This window comes from Eremococcus coleocola ACS-139-V-Col8 (genome assembly GCF_000183205.1).
In the GTDB taxonomy this organism is placed as follows: domain Bacteria; phylum Bacillota; class Bacilli; order Lactobacillales; family Aerococcaceae; genus Eremococcus; species Eremococcus coleocola.
Window position 1 is genome coordinate 38,399 of sequence record NZ_AENN01000016.1, and the last position, 25,844, is coordinate 64,242.

At 41.0% G+C, this 25,844-nt stretch carries 26 protein-coding genes; 7 read left to right on the top strand and 19 right to left on the bottom strand.

Annotated elements, in window-relative coordinates:
• Positions 1 to 12: 12 nt before the first annotated feature.
• The 3 genes from gloA to HMPREF9257_RS06345 all read right to left on the bottom strand — a co-directional run bounded on the left by gloA (position 13) and on the right by HMPREF9257_RS06345 (position 1,170).
• Complete coding sequence (gene gloA, locus HMPREF9257_RS06335) at positions 13 to 393, bottom strand: lactoylglutathione lyase (RefSeq protein ID WP_006418639.1); 381 nt, start codon at positions 391 to 393, stop codon at positions 13 to 15.
• A gap of 83 nt (positions 394 to 476) precedes the next feature.
• Positions 477 to 902 carry a cytidine deaminase gene (locus HMPREF9257_RS06340; protein WP_050782834.1) on the bottom strand — a complete coding sequence of 142 codons (426 nt, stop codon included), beginning with the start codon at positions 900 to 902 and terminating at the stop codon, positions 477 to 479.
• Positions 880 to 1,170 (bottom strand): hypothetical protein, encoded by a 291-nt coding sequence (locus tag HMPREF9257_RS06345; protein WP_006418705.1) that lies wholly within the window; start codon positions 1,168 to 1,170, stop codon positions 880 to 882. Before HMPREF9257_RS06345 ends, HMPREF9257_RS06340 begins: the two co-directional genes overlap by 23 nt.
• Positions 1,171 to 1,331: 161 nt before the next feature.
• Between HMPREF9257_RS06345 and HMPREF9257_RS06350 the strand changes: the two genes are divergently transcribed.
• The 3 genes from HMPREF9257_RS06350 (at position 1,332) to HMPREF9257_RS06360 (ending at position 3,096) form a co-directional block, all read left to right on the top strand.
• Entirely contained in the window at positions 1,332 to 1,643 is a 312-nt protein-coding gene (locus HMPREF9257_RS06350) for a hypothetical protein (protein WP_006418682.1), read from the top strand.
• A 289-nt stretch (positions 1,644 to 1,932) separates the two neighbouring features.
• Positions 1,933 to 2,775 (top strand): DUF368 domain-containing protein, encoded by an 843-nt coding sequence (locus tag HMPREF9257_RS06355; RefSeq protein ID WP_006418712.1) that lies wholly within the window; start codon positions 1,933 to 1,935, stop codon positions 2,773 to 2,775.
• A 111-nt stretch (positions 2,776 to 2,886) separates the two neighbouring features.
• Positions 2,887 to 3,096, top strand: a complete 210-nt coding sequence (locus HMPREF9257_RS06360) for a DUF6199 family natural product biosynthesis protein (protein WP_006418626.1) — start codon at positions 2,887 to 2,889, stop codon at positions 3,094 to 3,096.
• A gap of 66 nt (positions 3,097 to 3,162) precedes the next feature.
• Here the strand turns inward: HMPREF9257_RS06360 and HMPREF9257_RS06365 are convergent, their stop codons facing one another.
• From HMPREF9257_RS06365 to glmS, 3 genes are all read right to left on the bottom strand, one after another.
• On the bottom strand, positions 3,163 to 4,086 hold the full coding sequence (locus HMPREF9257_RS06365; protein WP_006418678.1) for an aldo/keto reductase: 924 nt from the start codon (positions 4,084 to 4,086) through the stop codon (positions 3,163 to 3,165).
• A 101-nt stretch (positions 4,087 to 4,187) separates the two neighbouring features.
• The gene (locus HMPREF9257_RS06370) at positions 4,188 to 5,525 is read right to left on the bottom strand and encodes a C1 family peptidase (protein ID WP_006418641.1); all 1,338 of its coding nucleotides are present in this window, start codon (positions 5,523 to 5,525) and stop codon (positions 4,188 to 4,190) included.
• A gap of 471 nt (positions 5,526 to 5,996) precedes the next feature.
• Positions 5,997 to 7,793 carry a glutamine--fructose-6-phosphate transaminase (isomerizing) gene (gene glmS, locus HMPREF9257_RS06375; protein ID WP_006418660.1) on the bottom strand — a complete coding sequence of 599 codons (1,797 nt, stop codon included), beginning with the start codon at positions 7,791 to 7,793 and terminating at the stop codon, positions 5,997 to 5,999.
• A 373-nt stretch (positions 7,794 to 8,166) separates the two neighbouring features.
• On the opposite strand from glmS, the gene HMPREF9257_RS06380 reads away from it, so the two are divergent.
• Both HMPREF9257_RS06380 and HMPREF9257_RS06385 read left to right on the top strand, forming a co-directional pair.
• Positions 8,167 to 8,955, top strand: coding sequence for a DUF92 domain-containing protein (locus HMPREF9257_RS06380; RefSeq protein ID WP_006418667.1), 789 nt, complete (start codon positions 8,167 to 8,169; stop codon positions 8,953 to 8,955).
• A 132-nt stretch (positions 8,956 to 9,087) separates the two neighbouring features.
• Positions 9,088 to 10,575, top strand: coding sequence for a DUF1846 domain-containing protein (locus HMPREF9257_RS06385; protein WP_006418619.1), 1,488 nt, complete (start codon positions 9,088 to 9,090; stop codon positions 10,573 to 10,575).
• A 73-nt stretch (positions 10,576 to 10,648) separates the two neighbouring features.
• On the opposite strand, the gene HMPREF9257_RS06390 is transcribed toward HMPREF9257_RS06385, so the two are convergent.
• Positions 10,649 to 11,443, bottom strand: coding sequence for a hypothetical protein (locus tag HMPREF9257_RS06390; RefSeq protein ID WP_006418656.1), 795 nt, complete (start codon positions 11,441 to 11,443; stop codon positions 10,649 to 10,651).
• 242 nt (positions 11,444 to 11,685) lie between these two features.
• On the opposite strand from HMPREF9257_RS06390, the gene HMPREF9257_RS06395 reads away from it, so the two are divergent.
• Positions 11,686 to 12,873, top strand: coding sequence for a glycine C-acetyltransferase (locus HMPREF9257_RS06395; RefSeq protein WP_006418622.1), 1,188 nt, complete (start codon positions 11,686 to 11,688; stop codon positions 12,871 to 12,873).
• A gap of 10 nt (positions 12,874 to 12,883) precedes the next feature.
• The gene (locus HMPREF9257_RS06400) at positions 12,884 to 13,858 is read left to right on the top strand and encodes an L-threonine 3-dehydrogenase (RefSeq protein WP_006418701.1); all 975 of its coding nucleotides are present in this window, start codon (positions 12,884 to 12,886) and stop codon (positions 13,856 to 13,858) included.
• Positions 13,859 to 13,931: 73 nt separating this feature from the next.
• On the opposite strand, the gene HMPREF9257_RS06405 is transcribed toward HMPREF9257_RS06400, so the two are convergent.
• The 12 genes from HMPREF9257_RS06405 to rbfA form a co-directional block, all read right to left on the bottom strand.
• A complete protein-coding gene (locus HMPREF9257_RS06405; protein ID WP_006418675.1) occupies positions 13,932 to 14,204 on the bottom strand; it encodes a chorismate mutase in 273 nt (90 codons plus the stop codon).
• A gap of 68 nt (positions 14,205 to 14,272) precedes the next feature.
• Positions 14,273 to 14,617: a hypothetical protein gene (locus HMPREF9257_RS06410; RefSeq protein WP_006418671.1), complete on the bottom strand. Its 345-nt coding sequence runs from the start codon at positions 14,615 to 14,617 to the stop codon at positions 14,273 to 14,275.
• A complete protein-coding gene (locus HMPREF9257_RS09110) occupies positions 14,614 to 15,903 on the bottom strand; it encodes a peptidase U32 family protein (protein WP_006418685.1) in 1,290 nt (429 codons plus the stop codon). Before HMPREF9257_RS09110 ends, HMPREF9257_RS06410 begins: the two co-directional genes overlap by 4 nt.
• A gap of 9 nt (positions 15,904 to 15,912) precedes the next feature.
• Positions 15,913 to 16,833, bottom strand: coding sequence for a peptidase U32 family protein (locus tag HMPREF9257_RS09115; RefSeq protein ID WP_006418649.1), 921 nt, complete (start codon positions 16,831 to 16,833; stop codon positions 15,913 to 15,915).
• 245 nt (positions 16,834 to 17,078) lie between these two features.
• The gene (dnaJ, locus tag HMPREF9257_RS06425; RefSeq protein WP_006418697.1) at positions 17,079 to 18,227 is read right to left on the bottom strand and encodes a molecular chaperone DnaJ; all 1,149 of its coding nucleotides are present in this window, start codon (positions 18,225 to 18,227) and stop codon (positions 17,079 to 17,081) included.
• A 118-nt stretch (positions 18,228 to 18,345) separates the two neighbouring features.
• Complete coding sequence (gene dnaK / locus HMPREF9257_RS06430) at positions 18,346 to 20,187, bottom strand: molecular chaperone DnaK (protein WP_006418707.1); 1,842 nt, start codon at positions 20,185 to 20,187, stop codon at positions 18,346 to 18,348.
• A gap of 20 nt (positions 20,188 to 20,207) precedes the next feature.
• Positions 20,208 to 20,831: a nucleotide exchange factor GrpE gene (grpE, locus tag HMPREF9257_RS06435; RefSeq protein ID WP_006418694.1), complete on the bottom strand. Its 624-nt coding sequence runs from the start codon at positions 20,829 to 20,831 to the stop codon at positions 20,208 to 20,210.
• A 16-nt stretch (positions 20,832 to 20,847) separates the two neighbouring features.
• Positions 20,848 to 21,864: a heat-inducible transcriptional repressor HrcA gene (gene hrcA, locus HMPREF9257_RS06440; RefSeq protein ID WP_006418665.1), complete on the bottom strand. Its 1,017-nt coding sequence runs from the start codon at positions 21,862 to 21,864 to the stop codon at positions 20,848 to 20,850.
• 148 nt (positions 21,865 to 22,012) lie between these two features.
• Positions 22,013 to 22,861, bottom strand: coding sequence for a YitT family protein (locus tag HMPREF9257_RS06445; protein ID WP_006418686.1), 849 nt, complete (start codon positions 22,859 to 22,861; stop codon positions 22,013 to 22,015).
• Positions 22,842 to 23,831, bottom strand: coding sequence for a riboflavin biosynthesis protein RibF (gene ribF, locus HMPREF9257_RS06450; protein ID WP_006418623.1), 990 nt, complete (start codon positions 23,829 to 23,831; stop codon positions 22,842 to 22,844). Before ribF ends, HMPREF9257_RS06445 begins: the two co-directional genes overlap by 20 nt.
• A gap of 24 nt (positions 23,832 to 23,855) precedes the next feature.
• Positions 23,856 to 24,773 (bottom strand): tRNA pseudouridine(55) synthase TruB, encoded by a 918-nt coding sequence (gene truB, locus HMPREF9257_RS06455; RefSeq protein WP_006418609.1) that lies wholly within the window; start codon positions 24,771 to 24,773, stop codon positions 23,856 to 23,858.
• A gap of 701 nt (positions 24,774 to 25,474) precedes the next feature.
• Positions 25,475 to 25,825 (bottom strand): 30S ribosome-binding factor RbfA, encoded by a 351-nt coding sequence (gene rbfA / locus HMPREF9257_RS06460; protein ID WP_006418638.1) that lies wholly within the window; start codon positions 25,823 to 25,825, stop codon positions 25,475 to 25,477.
• Between the last annotated feature and the right edge of the window lie 19 nt (positions 25,826 to 25,844).

A 25,844-nucleotide genomic window follows, 5' to 3' on the forward strand; every position in this document is an offset into this window, starting at 1 on the left:
ACTTAATAAGGTTTATTTATTCGCCATTACTTCTAAACGGTACCCATCTGGATCAGTGATAAAGAAGTAAGAATTACTTGAACCGGATAATGATTTTAATTCAGTGGTCTTGTATTCAGATGCTTTGGCTTTTTCATAGACCGCTTCTAAATCATCCACACCTAAAGCCAAGTGAGAGAAACCATTTCCAATTTCGTATGGATCCGCATCATAATTATAAGTCAATTCAATTTCAAAAGGACTACCTGGTACCACTAAATAAACTAAAGTGAACTTATCTTCTGGATAATCTTTTTCCCGTGAAATTTCGAAATCAAATAAATCCATATAAAACTTCTTACTTGCTTCTAAGTCATGGACGCGAATACATGCATGTAATAATGTTTGTGCCATAAATAATTCCTCCCAATTTTATCTTACCCTTATTATAACAAAGACCTGAGTACCTGGCACTTGATATGCTTATTATGAAAAAATTACATATCTAATTTTTCAAAAGCATAAGGAACTAATCCACTTACTGAGGTTTCATGGATACTTTGGTCATGTCGGGTTAAATAGACGGGTGTATCAGGTTCACAGAATTCTACCATGACTTGACGGCAAATGGCACAAGGTGGTAAATAATCCTCTGTTTCCCCCGCAACTGCAATAGCTTTGATATCGCCCTTTTTATAACCCTGGGAAATAGCCGTAAAGATGGCAGATCGTTCTGCACAATTAGTCGCTCCGAAAGAAACATTTTCTACATTAACCCCAGTAATGACTTTACCATCCTTCATTAAAAGACTGGCTCCTACTGGAAAATGCGAATAAGGGACATAGGCATTCTTTAAGACGTCACGTGCATCATTCATGAGTGCCTCTACAGAATGTTCATTAATCTCGTGATGTTGACACATGAGTGTCACCTCCAAAATAAGCATTTAATTCATCAATAGTAAACAAGAAATCAGTTTCAGATACTTGGAGTGCTGGCACCCCGACTTGGCCTAAGTTCTTACGAGCTTGGAAGGCAGCCTCATGGTCGCGATGGTTTAAGAAAGATTTTAAATTTGGAATTGATTCATTAATATTGAAGGCTTGATAATCTACTTGTAGCTCTTTTAATTTTTCTACAAATGCCGGTGTATCTGGACACACATCTGAATAATAAAGTTGAAAGGCCATACAATCGCTCCTTTATCTATTTTGTGAGTAAGTTTAATATACCATAATATTGATACTAAGTGGATAATTTTTGAAGTCATCACTTATTCATACCCTTTTAAGTATATTTTAGTTTCGCTAGCTATACTACTTTCATCAACTAAGAAATTGGTGAATTACTTATGAAAAAAATACAACTTAAACAAGTGTCAAAATATATCGTCTATACTAGCTTAGCCCTTAACCTAAGTCTAATCCCCGTCCTCATTGAATTCTCGCCTGTCTCTGTGACTGTCCAAGAAAGTCAGAAACAAAGCACCAGTGAGTCAGATATTCAAACAGCCTTAAGCAAAGTCGATATGTCCCAATGGCTCTACAATAGTGATGACGATGTCTATTATCAAATTGGATTAAACTATGTGGAAAACCCCAGTGCGGATAACCAACAAACTTTCAGTCCTCCCATTTTGATGCAACCATGGCCGGGCTCTTAAAAGGAACCGACACAGTTTGGGGCTAGGTCACCCCCAAGCCGAACGGACTGGGACCGCTAGTGATATTTTTATTCAATGGATCAAAGACTCCCCCAAAAATGAATAAAAAGTTATAAAATCCAACCTAAGGCCCACTACACTTTAATTAAATAGGCGTATACTCTTTCTAACTTACGTTTGTCAACAAGCGAATTCTTTGCTTATCATATTGATTTTACTTAAGCTAGAAATAACTTTGATTATATTAATTTTTAGAAAAATCTCATTACCGTATTTTTAGGAGGTCTCTATGGCTGAAATTAATCTTAACCAATCCCAAGAATCCTGGTGGTTCCGGGTCGTCAAGGGCATGTTTGTCGGTTCTGGCTTTATCATCCCTGGTGTATCAGGTGGAGCCCTTGCTGCTATCTTCGGAATTTACGAACGATTAATCCATTTTTTAGCGGATATCCGCAAAAATTTCAAAAAAAATATTCGCTTCTTTCTTCCAGTTGCTATAGGCGCCCTCCTCAGTATTGTGATCTTGTCTTGGGGTGTGTCCTTCCTCCTAGGAAACTATGAAACAATTATCCTCTGGTTCTTTATTGGGGCCATTCTGGGCACAGCCCCCGCTCTCTGGGAGGAAGCTGGAAAAGAAGGCCGGAATAAATCCGATGTCCTCTTAATGGTTGCAGCCTTTATTGGCGGACTTGCTATCATTGGTCTATCCACCCAACAAATTCAAGGAGCTGTCCCAGCCAATTTTCTCACTTGGACCCTTTGTGGTTTTCTTATTTCCCTAGGCACCCTTATTCCCGGACTCAGCCCGTCCAACTTTATCGTGATAATGGGGCTCTACCAAGCCATGGCTGATGGCTTTAAAACGCTTAATCTCAGTGTAGTCCTCCCAATTCTCTTAGGTATGATTCTGACCCTAGCCCTCTTATCCAAAGTCATCAAGGCCATTTTCGTGAAACACTATACCAAATTCTTCCACTTTGTGGTTGGAATTGTTGCTGCCTCTACCCTCTTAATTGTTCCTACCAACTATTCTGGTTTCGGTTGGCTTCAATATGGTCTTTGCCTTTTAATGCTCATTCTAGGAATTGGAATAGGTGCTTGGATGGCTAAATTAGAAGCAAAATATAAATAATTTTTTGTTGATTCTCATCTTAAAATAATGGATCTCACTTTAAAAATTTCTTGACATTTTATACAATTAGCATAAGATATAAAACAGATTTCAATAAAGGAGGTCCTTTAAATGCTCCATTGGTTAGGTACCATCATCGCCATTATAATGTTAGTTTATGGTGGCTATTTAATAATATTCCCCAAACATGGCTGGAACCATTTTGAAGGAAAAAGTTTCAAAGGACGGGAAGCCAAACGTCCAGAGCTTGCTTCAACTATCTTTACCGGTATTGGCTTTATCATAGTGGCTTTAGTTATTCTTTTCAAAATTCATTTCTAATTTTAACTATTTAAAAAGCATGGGCTTGGCAAAATCCAAGTCCATGCTTTTTTATTTTTTCTAAGCCTATGGCAAGGGTCTACCCCCAGCTCGATAGATTTCATACCAGTCTTGCCGGCTTAAGTCTACATTTAGTCCCTCAGCATTATGTCTAATTCGTTCGGGTGTCATGGTTCCTACAATCGGTTGCATCTTGGCAGGATGACGAAGAATCCAAGCCATAACCATCCCTTCAAATGAAACTTGGTATTGGTCTGCTTTTTCCTGGATTTCCTTGGTCAATTCTTGGTAATCAGGATGTTTCATAAAGAGTCCTTGTTCTAAATCAACCTGGAAAGGAGACCAGGGTTGAATAGTAATTTGATGAAGCCGACAATATTCTAAAATATCTGCGGTCCGGTTGCTTCCAAAGTCATTTGGCATATTAAAATTGAAGCCCGCATCGAGCATCAAGGTATGGGCTGGTCCAAATTGTAATTGATTAAAAACTAGGGGAATCTCAGTCGCTGCTTGTAATAATTTCATTTGGCCCACACTTTGGTTGGACACCCCAAAATAACGAACTTTACCCGAATCCTTTAAAGTTTGGAAGGCTTCAGCAACTTCCTCCGGTTCCATCAAGCTATCGGGGCGGTGCAATAATAAGGCGTCTAAATAGTCTGTCTCAAGACGTCTAAGGATACCATCGACCGATTTAAGAATATGGTCTTTAGAAAAATCAAACATGCCTTCTTTAGGCCGGATGCCAACTTTAGATTGGAGATAAATTTGGTCTCGGTCACAATCAATTTGTTTAAAGGCTTGAGCAAAACGTTCTTCTGATTGGCCCCTGCCGTATATATCAGCATGGTCAAAGTAATTAATACCTACCGCTAATGCGGCTTCAATCACTGCCTGAGCTTCCGCTACCGATTTACCTGCCATCCGCATACAACCTAAGGCTAAGCGTGACGTTTGAATATCTGTTCCTGGATAATGATAGTTTTCCATAATACCCTTCTTTCTATACTAAAAAATAGTGTACACCCTTTATTTTAAGAGTCTACACTATTTTTTACAAGAATTTATAGAGCGTTTGCGCTAAGTCAAGTTTACTTGACCATAGCTAAGGCACCCATTGGATCCCAAGGTTCTAATTCAATCACATCTCCATTGAGAGCTTTTAGATAGTCTGGACTGACAAATTCACTTGGTACCGCGATTTGATAAGTGAATTCATCCATCCAAGCATCGGACATAGAGAAGATACCTTTGTCTCCGACTTTTTCACCCCAAGAATTTTCAACTTTCCAGTTAATCGCATTGCCATCGGCATCAAGATCGACTCCGACTAATACCATGGCGTGAGTTAATAGCGATTGACCATAGTCTAAGCGACCAGCCTTGTCTAAGTGATCATAGCCACCAATCACTTGGTCATAATTATAGATATCTAAGTCCATAATTCCTTTTTGACGTTCCGATAATTTACCCACATCACAACCAAACCAAACTGGATGTCCAGCTTGAATTGCTTTAATGGCAGCACCTTTTAATTCTTCCATTGGCACATTGATATAACGAATTTCCTTGGCTTCTTTAATTGTTCCTAGGAATTTCACAGTATAAGCCTTACCAAAAGGCTTATCTGAAGTTGGAGCATTAATTAGAGAAATGCGGTCATCTAAGTCCCAAGCCACATACTCTTTAAAGAAATCTTGAGGGGTAATGTTTTCAATCCGGTGGAAGTTTTTGTCCTTGTCACGGAACTCATATGTAAATGTTTCTGGTACTTGGCCTAGAGCCTTAACTAAGACATTATAGACATAAGCTAACATATCTTCTTTAAGAGCTTCAAGGTCTGCTTTACTTTGACCTGCTTGGTGGGCGTCACGAAGGGTCTTAGCGAATTCGCGGAGTTTACCCGTTAAAAGAGAAACTAAAACGTTGGTATTTGAAGAATGGAAGGTTTCTGGCATCACTGCTTTTGGTACCGCACCATATTTCTTTAAGATACCCGCAAACATATCCCATTGGCCACCATCTTGTAATGGCGCCATTAATAAATGTTGGACTAAACGACCTGATAGAGATTCATCTACAGTTTCAATAATTGAATCTAAGAAATAATTGGCTTTTTCAAGCTTATCCCAGAACAAGGTATAGTTTTGTGAAAATTCAAAAGTTTCTAGATTTAATTTAGCCATGGTATCTACCCGGGCAGTATTTAAAGCCGCAAACATCCAGCAACGACCAGACGATTTTTGGTTGGTAATTTTGCCTCGTTCGGTTTCGTCAGAAAATACAAATGAATGTTTCTTAATCGTTTCGTTATTTAAAGCCGCATCATTAATTCCCACCTTTGCCACAGCCCCAGCTAGGGCAGTATTGACAGGGTCAGCTTGGTATTGTTTAGCTAACTTTTCAAGGAGTACTTTATCGATTGTCATAGAATCTTCCTCTCATAGTTTTTTTATATACCCCCTATCATACTCCTTTAAAGAAAAAGTACAAGGGTTTTTAAGAAAAAAATTAGGCTAGCCTTAATTTGATAAAAAGAAATAAGAGACTAATACTAAATACAAACACAGTACTATTAAAATAGCAAGCAAAATTGTTGCGATGAGCCGCCGGCCCCTGGTCTTAAACTGATCATAAAAAAGATCTAATACGGAAAGAACCGCAGTTTCAAATAGGATTAAAATGGGTAAACTGACTAACCATATCGCTAAATTCGGATAAAGAAAGTAAAATACTAAGCCAAGGCTGACCCAAACTAATATGGATAAGAATAAATTGGTAAATATCGTGCGCATATATTTCCTTTCAGGATTCTATTTTTCTTAACGCTATATTAAAACAAAAAAACCATCAAATCTATGACGAAATGATGGTTTTATAAGCAATTGAATAATTTAGGCCTATTCGACGGTCACACTCTTGGCCAAGTTCCGTGGCTTATCCACATCCAAGCCGCGACCCAAAGCGGTATAGTAGGCAATTAATTGAGTGACTACAACAGTTGCTAATGGAGATAATTCAGCTTGAATAGACGGTACCACAAATTGATCTCCTTCTTTAGCTAAGTCTTGGGTGGCAATGACCATAGCATTAGCGCCCCGCGCCTTAACCTCTTCTACATTTCCCCGGGTATGGCTTGCCGTTGTAGGATCAGACACAACGGCAATGACCGGCGTTCCTGATTCCACCAAGGCAATGGTACCATGTTTCAATTCACCGGAAGCAAAGGCTTCGGTTTGCACATAAGAAATTTCTTTCAATTTGAGGGCGGCTTCCATGCTGACATAGTAGTCTAGATGACGGCCAATATAGAAGGCATTGCGGGTTGCCATTAAGTTGGCATCAACCCAAGCTTTAATGGTGTCCTTTTCTGACAAAATACTTTCCATAGCGGTCGCAATGATCGATAACTCATGGCCCATATCAAAACCATAGTCATGATTAGATAGGACATCCGCTAAAATTGCCATAACCGTAATTTGAGCAGTATAGGCTTTGGTTGAAGCCACGGCAATTTCAGGTCCAGCATGCAATAATAAGGTGTAGCCTGCTTCCCGAGATAAGGTTGACCCCTTCACATTAGTAATTGTTAAGGATGGATAACCTTTTTCATTCACTTTGACTAAGGCTTGACGACTGTCTGCTGTTTCGCCCGATTGGGTCAAGAAGATAAAGAAGGGTTTGTCACCTAATAAAGGTTGATGATAAGCAAATTCTGAAGCCGTATGAACCATGGTAGGTATACCAACCATGCTTTCAAATAAGGTCTTACCAACCCAGCCGGCATGGGCAGAGGTTCCACAAGCTACAATATGAAGGTTGCTAGCTTGCTGCATAGCTGTGATTAAGTCTGCCGGCACTTCAAATTGACCTTGATCATTTTTATAGGTTTGAATCAAGCGGCGTATCACTGCCGGTTGTTCATCGATCTCTTTAATCATATAGTAAGGATAAGCACCCTTATCCAAATCATTGGCATCAATTTCAGCTTTAAACGGTGCCCGGTCCACTTGCTTACCATCTTGGTCTTCAATAATCACCTTGTCTTGGGTTACAATCACCACTTCTTTATCTTTAATTTCAAGATAATCATGAGTTAATTGGATGGTAGCCATAGCATCTGAAGCAACCACATTAAAATCTTGCCCCAAACCAACTAACATTGGGCTCTTATTCTTAGCCGTATATAAGGTTTCAGGATCTGCTTCATCAATTAAAACAAACGCATAAGAACCTTCAATCCGTTTTAAAGCTTTATGGAAGGCTTCTATGGTTGATAAACCTTCTTGAGCATATTTAGCAATTAAAGCCACCACAACTTCGGTGTCGGTTTGAGTTTTGAATTGAACCCCAGCTAGATCTTCTTCTTTAATTTCTTTAAAGTTTTCAATCACACCATTATGAACCAAAGCATAGCGGTTATCTTGGGAAAGATGGGGATGAGCATTCGTTACATTCGCTTCCCCATGAGTTGCCCAACGCGTATGGCCGATGCCTACTTTAGCAGGTTTATCAAAATCAACGGCTTCGCGTAATTCCTTAATCCGACCAGCTTGTTTGACTAAATAACCATCATTTGGATCATTTAATACAAAAATTCCAGCTGAATCATAGCCACGGTATTCTAACTTTTGTAAGCCTTCGACTAGGGTTTCTTGGACACTACCTTGACCAATAAATCCGACAATTCCACACATAATTTAGTTCCTCTTTTCACGATAATAGTTTATCGCTTCTAGGTGCTTAAACGAGTCTCTGTTATAAGCTCACACTTACTTTTTTCACTCATCCTAAGGATCGCACAACCCTGAGCCATCCGCCGAATCTTTCGATAAGCTCAATCCTCGTCACCTTTTTATTATCAAAGGCCTGGCGCTATCCCAATTTTTATACTCCTTTATAAAATTTTCTAAAAGCTTATATATTTTATTATAATTTAATAGGCTTGTCAAAAAGACAGGTAATGGCAAAAAGGATATACAAGTAACTTTTCTCATTAAAGAGAGACTTGTTTATTTGACATAATTAAGGCAAGATAAGGACAGTAAAATTCAGAAAGAAGGTAGCTTAATGTTAGCAATCTTAATTAATTTAGTTTTAAGTATCGGAGCCTATCTTAATCGGAAATTAACCGGTTTGGGTGCCATAACGGCTTCGATTGTGGGCTATCTTTATGTTCTTTTTGGGGGTTGGCCCGCTTGGTTTCTTCTTATTTTCTTTTTTGGAGCTTCCATCATAATTAGCTTAATAAAGAAAACCCTAGCCTTAAATCACGATGATAATAGCCTGACCCAAACTGAAGTCAGTAAGGGCCGGTCTGCCAAACAAGTCTTAGCTAATTCTATCCTAGGTTTAGGCTGTTTAGCTGGTTATTATTATCAAGGCAACCCACTCTGGTGGGTCTTAATGGCCGCTTCGATTGCTAATTCTTCAGCAGATACTTGGGCCTCAGAAATTGGAATTATAAGTTCTAAGTCGCCATTATACCTAGTCGGTGGCCAAGAAGTGGCTCCCGGTTTATCAGGAGGTGTTTCGATCCTTGGTAACCTGGCAAGTTTAGGTGGAGCCTTTTATATTGCTAGCTTAGCTGGTCTTTTAACCAATTTCGGCATTTCTTTTTCAGCCTTTCTTTTAATTTTTCTATCAGGCTGCCTTTGTTCTATCATTGACTCTCTAATGGGACAATTCTTACAAGCAATTTACCAGGATGACCAGACTCAAGTCCTCTATGAAAGTCCCGGGCCTGACCGCCACTTAATCCGAGGCTATCCTTGGATGACTAATAACTTGGTCAATCTATTATCAAATTTATTAGTACTAGGGCTGGACTTCTTACTCATGTTTACTTTTTTTAACTAGAAAAGTAACATTTCCCAACTAAAGAAATTTCTCTTTAATTCTTTAGGATATAACTTGATTTTTAAAAATTACTTGCCGTATAATTATGGCTTGAATGATGTTTATTGGCAGACATTTTAGGAGGTAAATTCGATGAAAAAAGGTTTCGACAGTGAAAAATATCTAGAGTTACAAAGTCGTTATATTCTTGAACGCGTCAACCAATTTGATAAATTATACCTTGAATTCGGAGGCAAACTCATTGGTGACTTCCACGCCATGCGGGTGCTACCTGGTTTTGACCCCGATGGCAAAGTTAAATTACTTTATAAACTAAAAGAACAAGCCGAAATCATTATCTGTGTCTATGCAGGTGACATCGAACAAAACAAGGTTCGGGGAGATTTCGGCATTACTTATGACCGGGATGTCCTTCGTTTAATCGATGATCTCCGTCATTGGGACCTACAAATTAATTCTGTCTTAATTACCCGGTTTACAGGTCAACCCTCAGCGGTCCAGTTTAAAAATAAACTTGAACGCCGTGGACTTAAGGTCTATACCCATGGCCATACCGAAGGCTATCCAATGGACGTAGATACGATTGTCTCAGAACAAGGGTACGGGCAAAACACCTACATCGAAACAACTAAACCACTGGTGGTGGTCACAGCACCAGGGGCTAATTCTGGTAAACTAGCAACCTGCCTCAGCCAACTTTATCATGAAACTAAATTAGGCCGTCGTGCCGGCTACGCCAAATTTGAAACCTTCCCCGTTTGGAATTTACCTTTGAAGCATCCCGTCAATGTGGCCTATGAATCAGCAACCGCTGACTTAGAAGATGTTAATATGATTGACCCCTTCCATTTGGAAACCTATGGTAAATACACCGTCAACTATAACCGTGACATCGAGGCTTTCCCACTCCTTAAACGAATTTTGACAAAGATTAATCAAGACCAAGCCACTTCTTACCAATCCCCAACTGATATGGGTGTCAACCAAGTTGGCTTTGCCATCACTGATGATGCAGTGGTCCAAGAAGCAGCTAAGCAAGAAATTATTCGCCGTTATTATACCCTTCAAGCTGACTACAAACGAGGCATTGGTAGCTTAGAAGCGACACAACGGGGCAAATATATCATGGATGAAATGGGATTGTCAGGTAAAAACCGACCGTGTGTAGCTGCAGCCCTGGCCAAATCTGAGCAAGAAAATTTACCTGTTGTTGCGATTGAATTAGCCGATGGTAGACTTATCACTGGTAAGCAAAGCAAGGTGATGACAGCTGCGGCTGCCTGTCTTTTGAATGCTACCAAACTATTAGCCAATATTTCAGATAAAATGCATCTATTACCCCCTATCATCTTAGAAACCATTGACAAACTCAATCAAGATGTCTTAAACCACCGCCATCAATCCTTAGATTGTAAGGAAATTCTAATTGCCCTAAGTATCTCAGCCGTCACAAATCCTTCAGCTGATGCTGCCTGTCAACAACTTAACCACCTCCGTAATCTACAAGCCCATTCAACCGTGATTTTATCGCATTCAGACGAAGAAACCTTCCGCTCTCTCGGTATTATGGTTACCTCTGAAGCCGAATTCCAATCCCAAAACCTTTATTATGGATCCTAATTCAAAATTAACATCAAAAAACCATCAACGATTTGAATTACATCGTTGATGGTTTTCTTTACTTGATTATATTTTACTTGAATCGCGTTACTAAACCTTTAAAGCCATGTCTTACCCGCAAGGCTGGTAGGGAAATATTTAATTTAAAAATCTGGTTGGTAGCCCAGATAAAGAAGAAAAAGACTAAAATTGGAATCACACAGGTTGAGACAATCAAGACCGCCACTGAATCAACCATGTTACCAAGTGCATCCTCAAATTGTTTTAATAAATCGGTCGATGCACTTGTAATTTTTTCAAAAATATTTTTATCTTCATTAGCTTGAGCCTGGTTAGTGGCAGACTGTGCTGAGTCGATACTTTGTTGAATCGTGGTATCATAAGAAGCCTCAATTTGATCAGTCAAATAAATTGATCCTGGAATAATTGCAAAGACTAAGCCGGCCATGATTAAGACTTTAAGGGCCACTTGTTTAACCGATTCACGGTTGATAAATTGACTCACACCTAAAAGCGTCAAAGCAATTGGCATCAGCCACCTAAAAGCTAAATTACCCGTAATCGACAAGAGATACTTTTGCACCCAAATCCCACCAAAAACAATCAATAAGTAGTCGGCAATATCCGCAATATTCTCAGCTAAAGGACCGCCCACATCTCCAGGTAACAAAGTGATTGCTGTTGACGTTGTACCTGACAAAGCGGTTAGGGTCAAGACAGTATCCTTTTTCTCATCCAAAGCCGTTACAGCCGTTTGGTTAATTTCATTTACCTTTTCTGACTGGGACACCACTGCAAAAGAAAACCATGCCAGTCCTAAACAAATAGCTAAAATAATAAACTTTTTATATTTTTCAATTATTTCCATTCTTTTCCTCCCTTAATACATACAATAATGGACATTAATATCTTAACAAAATAAGGACTACTTGAACTCCGCCTCAAGTCTGACCCAGTCAATTACCTATAATCAAGCTTACTTTATCAAGTAAATAAATACTTCTCATGAAAATTTTATGAAAATTCGGCGATTTCTAATTGGTCATCGGTTGTAAGGGTATCCAAAGAAACGTATAATAAGAGTGACTTGTAAATAAAGGAGGCTCATTCATGAGTAAATTATTGAAAGATTATCTCGCAAAATCCCTGCAAGATAAAAAAGACCGTGGTCTTTATAACGAAATCCAAATCCTAGACGGAGCCAATGGTCCCATGATTCAAATTGAAGGTCAGGAATTAGTGAACCTGTCTTCTAACAACTATTTAGGCCTAGCAACCGATGACCGGCTTATCAAAGCCAGTCAAACTGCTGCGGACCAATACGGCGTGGGCGCGGGTGCAGTCCGGACCATCAACGGGACTCAACGGATCCACCAAGAACTTGAAGAAGCGATTGCCAAGTTCAAAGGTACTGAAGCAGCGATTGCCTTCCAATCTGGTTTCAACTGTAATATGGGTGCCATCTCAGCCGTGATGGACAAAAACGATGCCATCCTTTCAGACGAATTAAACCATGCTTCTATTATTGATGGTTGCCGCTTATCTGGCGCTAAGATTATCCGGATAAAACACTCTGATATGGCTGACCTCAGAGCCAAGGCTAAAGAAGCTAGTGAATCTGGCCTTTATAATAAAATCATGTACATCACCGATGGTGTCTTTTCCATGGATGGCGACGTAGCCAAACTCCCTGAAATCGTGGAAATTGCCAAAGAATTCGACTTAATTACCTATGTGGATGATGCTCATGGGTCTGGCGTTATGGGTCAAGGGGCTGGAACGGTTAAACACTTCGGTTTGGCTAAAGAAATTGACTTCCAAATCGGAACCTTATCAAAAGCCATTGGCGTGGTCGGTGGTTATGTGGCTGGTTCCAAAGACTTGATTGACTGGCTCAAAGTTGCGGCCCGTCCTTTCTTATTTTCTACTTCTTTAACCCCTTCCGATGCGGCTGCCGCTAAAGAAGCCATTACTATTATGACCCAATCGACTGAATTAAATGAGAAATTATGGCAAAACGCAGCCTACCTCAAAGAAAAATTAGCCGCTCTTGGTTTTAATACTGGCCATTCTGAAACCCCAATTACCCCTGTGATTGTGGGTGATGAAAATCTTACCCAAAAATTCACCAAACGACTCTACGAAGAAGGCGTCTACGCTAAATCCATCGTCTTCCCAACTGTTCCCCTAGGCACCGGTCGGCTACGGAATATGCCGACCGCAGCTCATACCCAAGCTATGCTTGATCAAGCTGTGGATGCCTATGAAAAAGTCGGCCGTGAACTAGGCATTATCTAGGAGGTGCCCAATGGAACGTATCTTAGTTACCGGAGCCTTAGGTCAAATTGGTTCCGAATTAGTGAATAAACTCTGCCAAGACTATGGGCCCGAAAATATCGTTCCCACTGACTTACGTTACCTTGAAAATAATCCTATTTGCCAACATCCTAATTTTAGGACCTTGGATGTAATGGATGGTGACAAATTCTTAAGCTTGGCCCAAGAATTCCAAGTGGATACCGTCATGCATTTAGCTGCCCTATTATCGGCAGTGGCTGAGGAAAAACCACAAATAGCTTGGTCCCTCAATATGGGCGGCCTGGTCAATGCCTTAGAAGTAGCCCGTCAATTGAACCTCCAGTTCTTTACCCCGTCTTCGATTGGTTCTTTTGGACCATCGACACCTAAAGATGACACGCCTCAAGATACTTTACAACGGCCTACTACCATGTATGGCGTGACCAAGGTATCGGGCGAACTCTTGTGTGATTACTACCACCATCGTTTTGGTGTGGATACCCGAGGCGTCCGCTTCCCAGGTTTAATTTCTTATGTAACCCCACCAGGGGGCGGCACCACTGACTATGCTGTGGATATTTACTACAAGGCAGTCATCGATGGTTCCTATACTTCCTTCATTGCCCCAGGCACCAAGATGGATATGATGTATATGCCGGATGCCCTCCAAGCCATTGTCGACTTGATGGAAGCACCGGAACACCAATTAAGCCACCGCAACGCCTTTAATATCTCAGCCATGAGCTTTGAACCGGAAGAAATTGCCGCATCCATCCGCAAGTACTTGCCTAACTTTGTCATGGATTACGATGTGGACCCAGTTCGTCAAGCCATTGCAGATTCTTGGCCGAATAGGCTGGATTATTCGGCAGCTGAAACCGAATGGGGCTTTGAGGCCCACTATGACTTGGATAAGATGACCCAAGACATGCTGGCCAAATTAAGCCAACGTTTTAACCTATCTGATAAATTTCAATTGAATTAATTTATAAAAATAAGAAAAGCCAGTCAAACTAGGAATTACATTCCCAGCTTGACTGACTTTTTACTTTATTATTCTATTTCTGATGATCTAACCACTGACTCTGATAAGCCCGTGACTGCGCCATCATAGTCTGATAAAGTTCTGTCAGATAAGGAGCTAATTCGGGATTATTTAATTTGCCCCTAACCTTTTCAATCACCAAATGTTCTCGACTGGCATCGAGCACTGGTAAGTCATGGTCTAATTTATACTGGGCGACTTGCAAGACCGTTTCCATTCTCGCCTCAAAGAGCGCTACAATTTCTTGGTCAATCTGGTCAATTCTTTGTCTTTCTGCTTCTAACATAAGTACCTCCTAAAATAATAATTGAGCTAAAGGATAAAAGATGAATGTACTTGCTAAGATGGCTAAGATCAAGTAAACCGTTTCAGTAAAGTCATTTGACTCAGGGCGTAGGTTACAATAAAGGTGAAGAAAAGAAAAGCAAAGGTGGTACTGCCCAAAGACAGACTGGCTGCCTTAGCAACCCCCACCTGGGGAATAAGACCCAAGGCCAAGATGGCTAGTAAGGAAGACCAGTCCGTCGCCACAAAAATCCACAAAAGGACCGAAGCCACAAAGGTCGCTAGCACCATAACAGTGGCCCCATTGACCTGACTTAAGTGAAGAAAGCTAGCCAGGTAAAGCAGGCTCAAGCCATAAATTAAAAGCGCTAAAATAAGGGCTATTTTGACTGAGAGCTTATCTTGCTGGCTCATAGACGACTGGCCACCCTTTGCCGGGGCCGGGTTTTGACTTTGATTTCTGGTTTTTCCTTCCGAATCATATCGTTGACTTGGACGGGATGATTGACCTTAAAGCGGACAGTCATCATGGCGTGACGCGCCACCTCAATTTCATTGCCATCTTCATCCCACATTTGACTCAGAACTTGTTCAAAGTGACGCATGCCAGGGCCATAGAATTCAATGATATCTCCCACCTTGAAATTATTCCGTTGTTGGATGGTGGCCATTTGGGTTTCAGGGTCATAGCCTAGGACTTGGCCGACAAAGGCATAGCCAGGAATCCGGCGCCGTTGACCGAAGAGTTGTTCATTTTCACTGGGAATACCGTAATAGAAGCCAGAAGCCAATTCTCGTTGGGCCGCCTTCCAGAGTTCATCGACCCATTCTTGTTTCACTACATAGTGCTCTGGGTCAGCACAATAAGCATCAACCGCGGCCCGGTAAACATTACACACAGTAGAAACGTAATGGATAGACTTCATCCGACCTTCAATCTTAAGGCTATCGACACCTGCTTCGATAAGGTCAGGGATATGATGGATCATAGACATATCCACTGAAGACATTGAGAAGGGTTCCCAATCAGGGTCTTTTTCGCCATGGGTAATAAAATTCCGGTTACCATCAAAATCCATATCAAAGAGGCCATATTTCCAACGACAAGATTGGCAACAACCGCCCCGGTTAGCATCCCGCCGTTCCATATGGTTGGAGAGAACACAACGACCAGAATAAGAAATACACATAGCCCCGTGAATAAAGGCTTCAATTTCTACATCGACATGCTGTTGCATTTCCATAATTTCAGCCATGGATACTTCCCGGGCTAAGACAACTCGTTCCAAGCCTTCTTCTGCCCAGAAGTTGAGCGTTTCATAATTAGCGGCCGAAGCTTGGGTTGATAAGTGAATCGGTAAGTTAGGTGCTGCTTCAGCACAGATAGCGATTAAGGCTGGGTCGGAGACAATGACCGCATCCACACCCAATTCATATAGTTTTTGGAAGAAACGATCGGCCCCTTCTTCATCTCCTTCATGGGTTACCATATTAGCGGTGATATAAACCTTGGCGCCTCGTTCATGGGCAAACTGCACCCCTTCATCAATTTCATCATATCCGAAGTTGCCCGCCCGTGACCGGAGACCATAGGCTTCACCACCAATAAAGACAGCATCGGCTCCATAAATGACGGCAGTTTTTAATTTTTCTAGGGTACCTGCAGGTGCAAGAACCTCAGGTTTTTTTAATTGTTTCATTGTTACCTCCTATTTGACATAATCCGGATCGTATAAGTAGAAGCCAGTGTCTAAGTCGCGTTTTGGTGGATGTAAGGCTCGGACAGCATTTTCTAAAACTTGACCCTCTTCAGGAGTCCAAGCCCCCGCATCAACCTTGTCCCGGGCTTGGGCAAAAAGTTCAGCCACTGCCACAAAGTTATCGCCCGGGGCAAAAAGCCCTTCCAGCTTCCAGACGCCAATCGGCATATCTTTTAATTCTTGCAAGTGTTGGGCTAAGAGCACATCATTATTGGCAAAAATATGGGTACCATTGTAATCCTCATAGATAGAAAAATGAGAGTCTGGTTTCTTGGGTTCAGAGATAAAAAGGCCCCGGTCTTTGGTCACTTCTTGGCTTTCTTTAATATAGTTAAAGTAATTCTGCAAGAGGGGTCGGCGAGACTGATGGATACAAGTTGCACCATAAACTAGAAATTCTAAGGGGATTTTGACCTTGGGTGCCAATTTCTCCAAGGAAGCCCGCGGCACTTCCCGCGCTACCACTGCTTCAATCGCACCGCGTTCAGCCCAGAAATTGATCTGGCGACTGGAAGTCACTAACACTTGTGCATCATAACGGTAAGGCAGTTGATACTTGGGGTCCTTCATAATTTGGATTACCCCTGGGTCGCCTACCGAAATAGAATCGACTCCGATTTCTTTGAGGAATAATAAATAGTCTGGTACAGCTTCAAGCCCTTCATTATGGAAAATAGCATTGACGGCAATCGATACTTTTTTTCCGGCGGCATGGGCCATATTCGTTAAAGTCGCTTGGTCTTCCCGGCTGAAAGAATAAGGCAGCCGTAAACCAAATTGATCTTGACCAAAATAAAGGATATCCACCCCAGCCTCTAGTAATTTTTTTCCTTGGTCGAGCGACTCGACCGTCGCAATTAGTTGTGTCATAGGTCACCTCATGTTGATAGTTTCACATAAATATCCAAAAAAATAGCCTAACTGACTCAAAGTCAATTAGGCAGGTGCTCGTCTTGACTATTGAGACAATAATCATAACCCACCTTGCACCTGGGTTTGTTTGAAATTTTACACATTCATTCTATCACAGACAATCTATTTGTCAAAGGCAAGTTAAAAATAAAAAGCTTGGGTCCTTTACCTTTAGCTAGGACCCAAACTTTTTAACAGTCTAATTATTTGTCATCAAATATATCTTTCATCCGATCGAAAAAGCCCTTATCTTGGACCTTAACCGACTGGTTTGCTTCTTTAGCTAATTCCTTAAATAAGTGTTTTTCTCGGTCAGATAATTTCTTCGGTGTCATGACCTTAACGGTCACATGTTGGTCCCCAACATGATTTCCACGGACCGAAGGTGCCCCCTTACCTCTTAGACGGAAGCTGGTTCCCGTTTGGGTACCCGCAGGGACTTTCAATTTAACCTTGCCTGATACCGTAGGGACTTCAATTTCATCCCCCAAGGCTGCTTGGGCAAAGGAGATTGGTAAGTCTAAATAGACTTCTGTGCCTTGACGTTTAAAGACTTTACTTTCAGCGACCCGGAAGATAACATATAAGTCACCATAAGGGCCACCATTTTTACCCGCTTCCCCTTGACCGGTTAGGCGAATTTGTTGGTCAGTTTCCACACCGGCAGGTACGGTAATTTTAACTGTATGTTGTTGGCTTTCAATACCAGATCCATGACAGGTTGGACATTTTTCTTTAATTTCTTTACCCGTACCACCACAGACATCGCAGACCCGTTGAGTCATGACCCGGCCAAATGGAGTATTTTGTTCCACTTGGATGGTACCGCGGCCGCGACACTTAGAACACGTTTGAGCATGAGTTCCTGGTTTAGCCCCGTCACCATGACATGTATGACATTCTTCATTCCGATTATAGGTAATGGTTGTTTCTTTACCGGCAATCGCTTCTTCAAAGGTTAAGTCCACCCGGTATTGCAAGTCTTCACCTCGGCGAGGTGCATTTGGATTCCGGCTTGCACCGCCCCCACCAAAGAATGATTCAAAGATATCATCAAAACCAGTAAAGGATCCACCAGAGAAACCACCGCCGCCGAAGCCACCAAAGCCACCGGCACCAAAGTTAGGATCGGTTGAAGCATGTCCATATTGGTCATAAGCCGCCCGTTTTTGACTATCTGATAAGATTTCATAAGCTTCAGAAATTTCTTTAAATTTTTCTTCGGCGCCTGCTTCTTTATTAATATCAGGATGATATTTTTTGGATAGTTTACGGTAGGCCTTTTTTATTTCTGCGTCCGACGCATCGCGGGACACGCCTAAGACTTCATAATAATCACGTTTATCAGCCATATTGACCTCCTTCTTTCTAACAATTCTAGTCTATTTTACCAAAGAGAGTGGGACAAGCAAGCTTTTGCCAGGCAAAAACCTTTGTCGTCCCACCCTTGGTAAGAGCTAAACTAAATTATTAGTTATTATCGTCCATTTCTTCAAACTCAGCATCAACGACTGTGTCATCAGAATCAGAGGCACTTGCATCTGCGTTACCACCATCTGCTTGGGCGGCTTGTTGCGCAGCAGCTGCTTGTTCATATAACTTAACAGAAAGATTTTGGACAACTTCAGATAATTTATCGCGTTTTTCTTTCATTTGTTCTAGGTCATTGGCTTCAACCGCAGCCTTCAATTCATCACGGGCTTCTTCTGCTTTCTTGACTTCATCTTCAGAAACTTTACCTTCTAACTCAGAGAGGGTCTTAGTTGTAGTGAAGATTAATTGGTCAACTTCATTTCTTAAGTCAGCTTCTTCACGACGAGCCTTGTCAGATTCAGCATTGGCTTCAGCATCTTTAACCATACGATCAATTTCTTCATCACTTAAACCGGTAGAAGATTTAATGGTGATGGATTGTTCTTTTTGGGTACCTAAGTCTTTAGCAGATACATTCACAATACCGTTCTTATCGATATCGAAGGTTACTTCGATTTGAGGAATACCACGTGGTGCGGCAGGAATATCAGTTAATTGGAAACGACCTAAGGTCTTATTATCAGCTGCCATTTCACGTTCACCTTGTAAAACGTGAACATCAACAGCTGGTTGATTATCCGCAGCAGTTGAGAAGATTTGGGACTTGCTGGTTGGGATAGTCGTGTTACGATCGATTAATTTGGTGAAGATACCACCCATCGTTTCAATACCTAAAGATAATGGAGTCACGTCAAGTAAGACGATATCTTTCACATCACCAGAGATAACCCCACCTTGGATGGCAGCACCCATGGCAACTACTTCATCTGGGTTAACTGATTTGTTAGGTTCTTTACCAGTTTCTTTACGAACGGCTTCAACCACAGCTGGGATACGGGTTGAACCTCCGACTAAGATAACTTGGTCAATTTCATTTTGGCCTAAACCTGCATCTTTAAGAGCTTGGCGAACAGGAGCCTTGGTCCGATCAACTAAATCAGCGGTTAATTCATCGAATTTAGCGCGGCTCAAGCTAGTTTCCATATGTAATGGGCCAGCATTTGAAGCTGTGATAAATGGTAAGGAAATTTGAGTTTGAGTGACACCAGATAAGTCTTTTTTAGCTTTTTCAGCGGCATCTTTCAAACGTTGCATAGCCATTTTATCAGTTGATAAGTCAATGCCGTTTTCTTTCTTAAACTCAGCCACTAAGTAATCAATAATCTTGTTATCAAAGTCGTCCCCACCTAGATGGTTATCACCAGCGGTAGAAAGGACATCGAAGACTCCATCGCCTAATTCAAGGATAGATACGTCGAAGGTACCGCCACCCAAGTCAAAGACTAAGATTTTTTCTTCTTGTTCAGTTTTATCAAGACCATAAGCCAAAGCTGCGGCAGTTGGTTCGTTGACAATCCGTTCAACTTCTAAACCAGCAATCTTACCAGCATCTTTAGTGGCTTGACGTTGTGCGTCATTGAAGTAAGCAGGTACGGTAATAACCGCTTGAGTGACTTTGTCACCTAGATAATCTTCAGCATAAGATTTTAAATATTGTAAAATCATGGCTGAGATTTCTTGAGGAGTATAAGATTTACCATTGGCTTCAACCTTGTGGTCTTCACCCATGTAACGTTTAATGGAAGAAACAGTATCCATGTTGGTTACTGCTTGACGTTTTGCTACTTCACCAACTTGGATTTCACCATTTTTGAATGCAACGACAGAAGGAGTCGTACGGTTACCTTCTGGGTTTGGAATAATTTTAGCTTCGCCACCTTCAAGGACAGCGACTGCAGAGTTTGTTGTACCTAAGTCAATACCAATAATTTTTGCCATAATATAATCTCTCCTTTTTATTATTGTGCTACGATAACCATGGCTGGACGTAATACACGTTCGTTTAATTCATAACCTTTTTGTAAAACTTGAATGACCGTTTGACTCTCCTGTCCTTCTTGTCCAGGCATCATTGAAACTGCTTGGTGGAAGTTAGGGTCAAAGGGTTGATTCAAGGGGTCAATCACATGAATATTTTCTTTATCAAAAGCTTCCAACAACTGTTTGTGGGCGATTTCCACACCCTTAATAATTTGTTGGCCTTCTTCTGACTCAGTTTCTAAAGCCAAGGCACGTTCTAGGTTATCAATACCTTCTAAGAGTGCTTGGGCTAAGTTCTGTGATCTGAACTTAGCGGCATCTTGCCGTTCTCGGACATTAATCCGTTTCATATTGGCAATTTCTGCTTGAAGTCGAAGAATCTTATCTTCTAACCCAGCTTTTTCATTTTCTAAGTCTTGGACTTGAGCTTGTAAATCAGCGACAGGATCTGAATCACTTGCTTGGTCTGCATCAGTTTCCTCTGGAGTTTCTACCCCAGGAGCCTCCGCGTCAAGTTTTGCTTCAGTTTCTTCTGCCTGTGTTATTACTTCTATTTCTTCAGTATTTTTTACAGTTTCTTTATTTTCTTCTGCTTGTGTCATGGAATCCCTCCTTTAATTAATAATTAAACAGTGCGGCCGTCATTTGTTGGAATAATTGAATAATCTTATTGTATCCCATCGTATTAGGTCCAATCAGGCCAATCGATATCTTCTGTTGATTGGTCAAGTATGTGGTTGAAATCATTGACACACTCGATAAGGTTGATGGCGAATATTCAAAGCCAAACAGAACATTTATCCCAGGGGGATAATTTTCAATTTCTTGATAGACTGGATTCGAACCATCTACTAGGGTCATTAAATCCTTGATGGATTCTTTTCCCATCAAAGGATTCAAAAAATCATAAATTAAATTGCGTCCTGAAACATTAAAGTGATGACGTTTTAGACTGGTGCGAATTTTCTCAATCAGACTAGAGAAATCCAATTGATAACCAGTGGCCCGCTGCAAAGCAAAGGGAATGGTTAATTTCATCCGTTGATAGACATCTTCTAAGTTAAATCCTTTTAGTTCTTGATTCATGATATCGACCACCCGGTCCATTTGATCACTTGACAAGTTATAGGGAGTATGAAAGACGATATTGTCTAACCGTCCCTGGTCTGTCATCAAAACAGCCATCATTCGTTCATCATCCAGTGCAAATAATTTAAATTCCTCGAAATGATAGGTCGTTAAGTCCTGGCCTAAAACAAAGACTGGATAGTTTGCTAAAGAAACCAACATATCGGCGGCTAACTTAGCCATTTCAAAGTCATTATACTTACTACCCCGTCTTAATTGGGAGAAAGGATTGGGACTCTTGCCGTCTTCCTTATGACCCTCTTTCATTGCCATCAATTGATTGACATAGAAACGATAACCATCATTGGAAGGAATCCGACCACTAGAAGAATGGGCTTTTAATAAATAGCCTTCATTTTCTAGGGCTAACATATCATTTCTGACGGTTGCCGGACTAACATTTAATTTTGAGCGATTTAGTAATGTTTTGGAACCAATTGGCTCCTCTTCTAACCCATAGTATTTAATTATGAGTGACAAAATTTGCTTTTGCCTGGGCGTTAACATAAAATCACCTCTTTTATCATTAGCACTCTAATTACCTAAGTGCTAACTGTCATTATAATACACCCTAGCCTAGCCCCTGTCAAGGACTTACCTTCAAAAAGACTAAAAAAATTAGCACTCTTTTGTATAGAGTGCTAATTTTACTTTTTTAATCTTGTTTAGGTTCAATACTTAAGGAAAAACCTTCACCATATACTTGTTGAATGGAGGACACAGTAACGAAGGCCCTGGGATCAATTCGGTTAATTATCCGTTGGGTCGGAACTAATTGCATCCGATTAATCACTACATAAAGAATCTCTTTGTCTTGTCGTGTGTAGAAACCATGGCCATGAAAAACAGTAATCCCCCGTCCAATTTTATCTTGGATGGCTTTTGCAATCTCACTATTATGGTTGGAGATGATGATTAATTGTTTCTTAGGATTCAAACCTTCTAAAATATAATTGAGGATATAGGACGTGATAAAAATTGCTGTTAAAGTGATCAACCCATTTTCCAATCCGATAATAAAAAAGAGGATGCCCACTACGATCACGTCGAAAATTAGAATCGTTGACGACACCGCAATGCCAAAGTATTTTTTAAAGATCATGGCCACAATATCCGAACCGGCTGTGGTACCATGACCAAGAATCACAAGTCCTAGGCCCACACCAATTAATATTCCGGTTAACATGGCCGACACAAAACTATTGCCTGGCATAAATTGTCCTAGATTCACATAGCGTAAGAAGAAGGACAAGAGGACCACGGATAAAATCGTATAATAAATGGTCAAACGATCTAAAAGCTTCCAGCCTAAAATCAAAATTCCTGCATTAATCAATAAGTTAGTAAGAGAAGGTGGGATAGAAAATAAATAATAGAGAATGACTGTAATCCCAGTAACGCCACCTTCCCCTAAATTATTAGGAATAATGACGGAAGAAATGGCGACTGAATAAATAAAAGATCCTAGGGTTACTAAGAAAATATTAATCAATTGTTTCTTCATGGGCTAGACTATCCTCCCTTTGATAATCTGGATGGGCTTGGAAATAAAGAATCGTATCTTCTCTATCCTGGTTCAACTGATCAATCAAACCTTGAGCTGAATCAAATTTGATTTCACCGCGTAAATAATGGTACCAACGAATATCCACTTCTTGCCCATAGATATCTTGAGCAAAATCTAGAATATAAACTTCTATTGAAAGACCCCTGTCACCCGGAAAAGTCACATTATAACCAATGGAAGCCATTGCTCGGTGCCAAATATTTTCAACCTTAATCGCCACCACATAGACACCAATCTTGGGGATAACCTGTTGGCCAAAATGTTGAATATTTGCCGTGGGAAAACCAATGGTCCGCCCTCTTTTTTCCCCATGGATCACTTTACCATGAGTCTGATAAATATAGCCTAATTCTAAATTAGCCTGGTCGAGCTGGCCTTCTTTTAAATAATCGAGAATAAAGCGACTGCCTACCTTATGGGTTTGCACTTGTAATTCAGGAACTTCTACTACTTTAAAACGGCCTTTAGCATGCATAGGCAGGGTCTGCATATTAGCCAGATGACTGGGACCATAAGTGTAATCAAAGCCAGCTACCACGATTTTTGCATGGAGTCCCACCATATAATCATCCACAAAGGCTTGCGGACTTTGACTACCAAATTCATGAGAATAGTGGACCATATAGAGATAGTCTACGCCTAATTCAGCAAACAATTCAGTCCGGCGTTGGTTGCTAGAAACATATTCCACCTCACTGGCCTTTAACTCAGAGTAGAAAATCTTAGGCTGTTGGTCAAAGGTCATCACGGCTAAAGGTAGGTCTTGAGCTTGGGCATAGGCCTGAGCCACTTTAATCACATGTTGGTGGCCTAAATGAACCCCATCAAAAAATCCTAGGGCTAAGACGATGTCTTGGTCAACAATATCGGTTGGATGATAAGGATGAGTAATTTCAATAACTTGCATAGTATTCCTTTCTTCTAGGCAAATCTACAGGTCGGGAAACATGGCAAAGGGTTTCAAGCGGCCAGCCTTGTCGGGATGAGGGCCATAGATCGCTAATAACTGATTTTGGTAATAGAGGGCGGTAGCCTGACTCAGGTCTTGGTCAAAAAAGTCTTGGTCGACTACTTGACCATGCTGGATGGAGAAAACCTGGTCTGGCTTTAATGCTAGCCATGGTAGAATCTTCTTCACATGGTCCAAAGAATAAATAGCGGCTTCAATTTGGCTAGGGCTGGCTTGATCCAACCAAGCTAGACTATAGGTCTGGTCTAAGCTGAATCCGGCTGCCATGGTTCTTTGCAACCAAGTCATGTGAGCAGGATAGCCCAGAGACTTGCCTAAGTCTACTGCCAAGGTTCGGACATAAGTTCCTTTTGAGCAGGTTACTTGGAAATTCCAACTTTGACTTTGGTCCTGCGGGTCATAAAGGGTAGCGCCCTGACGCTGGAAGTCATAGATTTGAGCCTGGCGAACCGGGCGTTCTACTCTTTGACCCGCGCGGGCATATTCATAAAGTCGTTTTCCCTTAACTTTCACCGCAGAATAATAAGGCGGAATCTGTTGGATTTCTCCGGTCATAGCAGCCATAGCCTGGTCCACTTGGGCGTCGGTCAGCGGATTTAAGACCGGTTGCGAGGCAATCACTGCTCCAGAAGCATCTTCCGTTTCGGTCGCCTGTCCTAAGAAGATGCCACCTTGATAAGCCTTGGGTGACTCCATTAGATAGTTGACCAATTTAGTTGCCTTGCCAAGACAGAGGACCAAGACCCCCTCAACATCGGGATCCAGTGTGCCAGTATGGCCAATTTTTTTCATTTTTAGTAGTTTCCGGGCTTTAAAGACCACATCATGACTGGTCATACCCTTAGGTTTATTTATGGGAAGAATTCCATGGTAAGTCATACGCACCCTCCTCTGCAAATACTCACTTATTATATCAAATGTCTAATAATAAGGCTATTGGCACTTGCCCTGAATCTGAGACTTGTTGATTTTTCCAAGTGTCGGTCGCAATGGGGTCACTTTTTATATAAGCTTCAGGATAAGTTAATCGAGCCAGCGCAAAAATTCTTCACTTAATCTCAAAGTAAGGAATCTACGGCTTATTTTTCTTTACTTTGGGATAAGTCTGGAATCCACATCTTATTTTTCTTTACTTTAAAAGAACTCAGGAATCCACCGCTTATTTTTCTTTACTTTGGGATAAGTCTGGAATCCATGGCTTATTTTTCTTTACTTTGAAAGAAGTCAGGAATCCACAGCTTATTTTTCTTTACTTTGGGATAAGTCTGGAATCCATGGCTTATTTTTCTTTACTTTAAAAAAACTCAGGAATCTACAGCTTATTTTTCTTTACTTTAAAAGAACTCAGGAATCCACCGCTTATTTTTCTTTACTTTAAAAGAACTCAGGAATCCACCGCTTATTTTTCTTTACTTTAAAAGAACTCAAGAATCCACGGCTTATTTTTCTTTACTTTAGAGCCAAGTCAAGAATTTATGCTTGTTCCCCCCAGTCTCAACTCCCTTAACTAGCAAAAGCCAGCAAAAAAGGCAAGCCGAAAATCAAAGATTTTCCTGGCCTGCCCCTATTATAAGCATATACTATTCATCTTTTTTAAGTTGATTTAGTAAGGAATCAATCTTATTACCATAATCAACTGATGCATCTCGTTCAAAACGAATTTCAGGTGTCTTATAAATCTTCAAACGTTTCCCCAATTCTGATCGGACTTTACCGGTCACAGCCTCAAGACCAGCTTGTTGTTTTTGGCGCTGACCTGCTAAGTCAGATAAGGTTGAATAATAGATAGTAGCGTGTTGTAGGTCCCCGGTCAAATCGACATCAGTAATCGTCACACCTTCAACCCGTGGATCCTTGATTTCACGTAAGAGAATTTCATTGACTTCCCGTAATATTTCTTGACGGACACGTCCGACCCGATATTTAGCCATAGCTGAGGGTCCTCCTTTA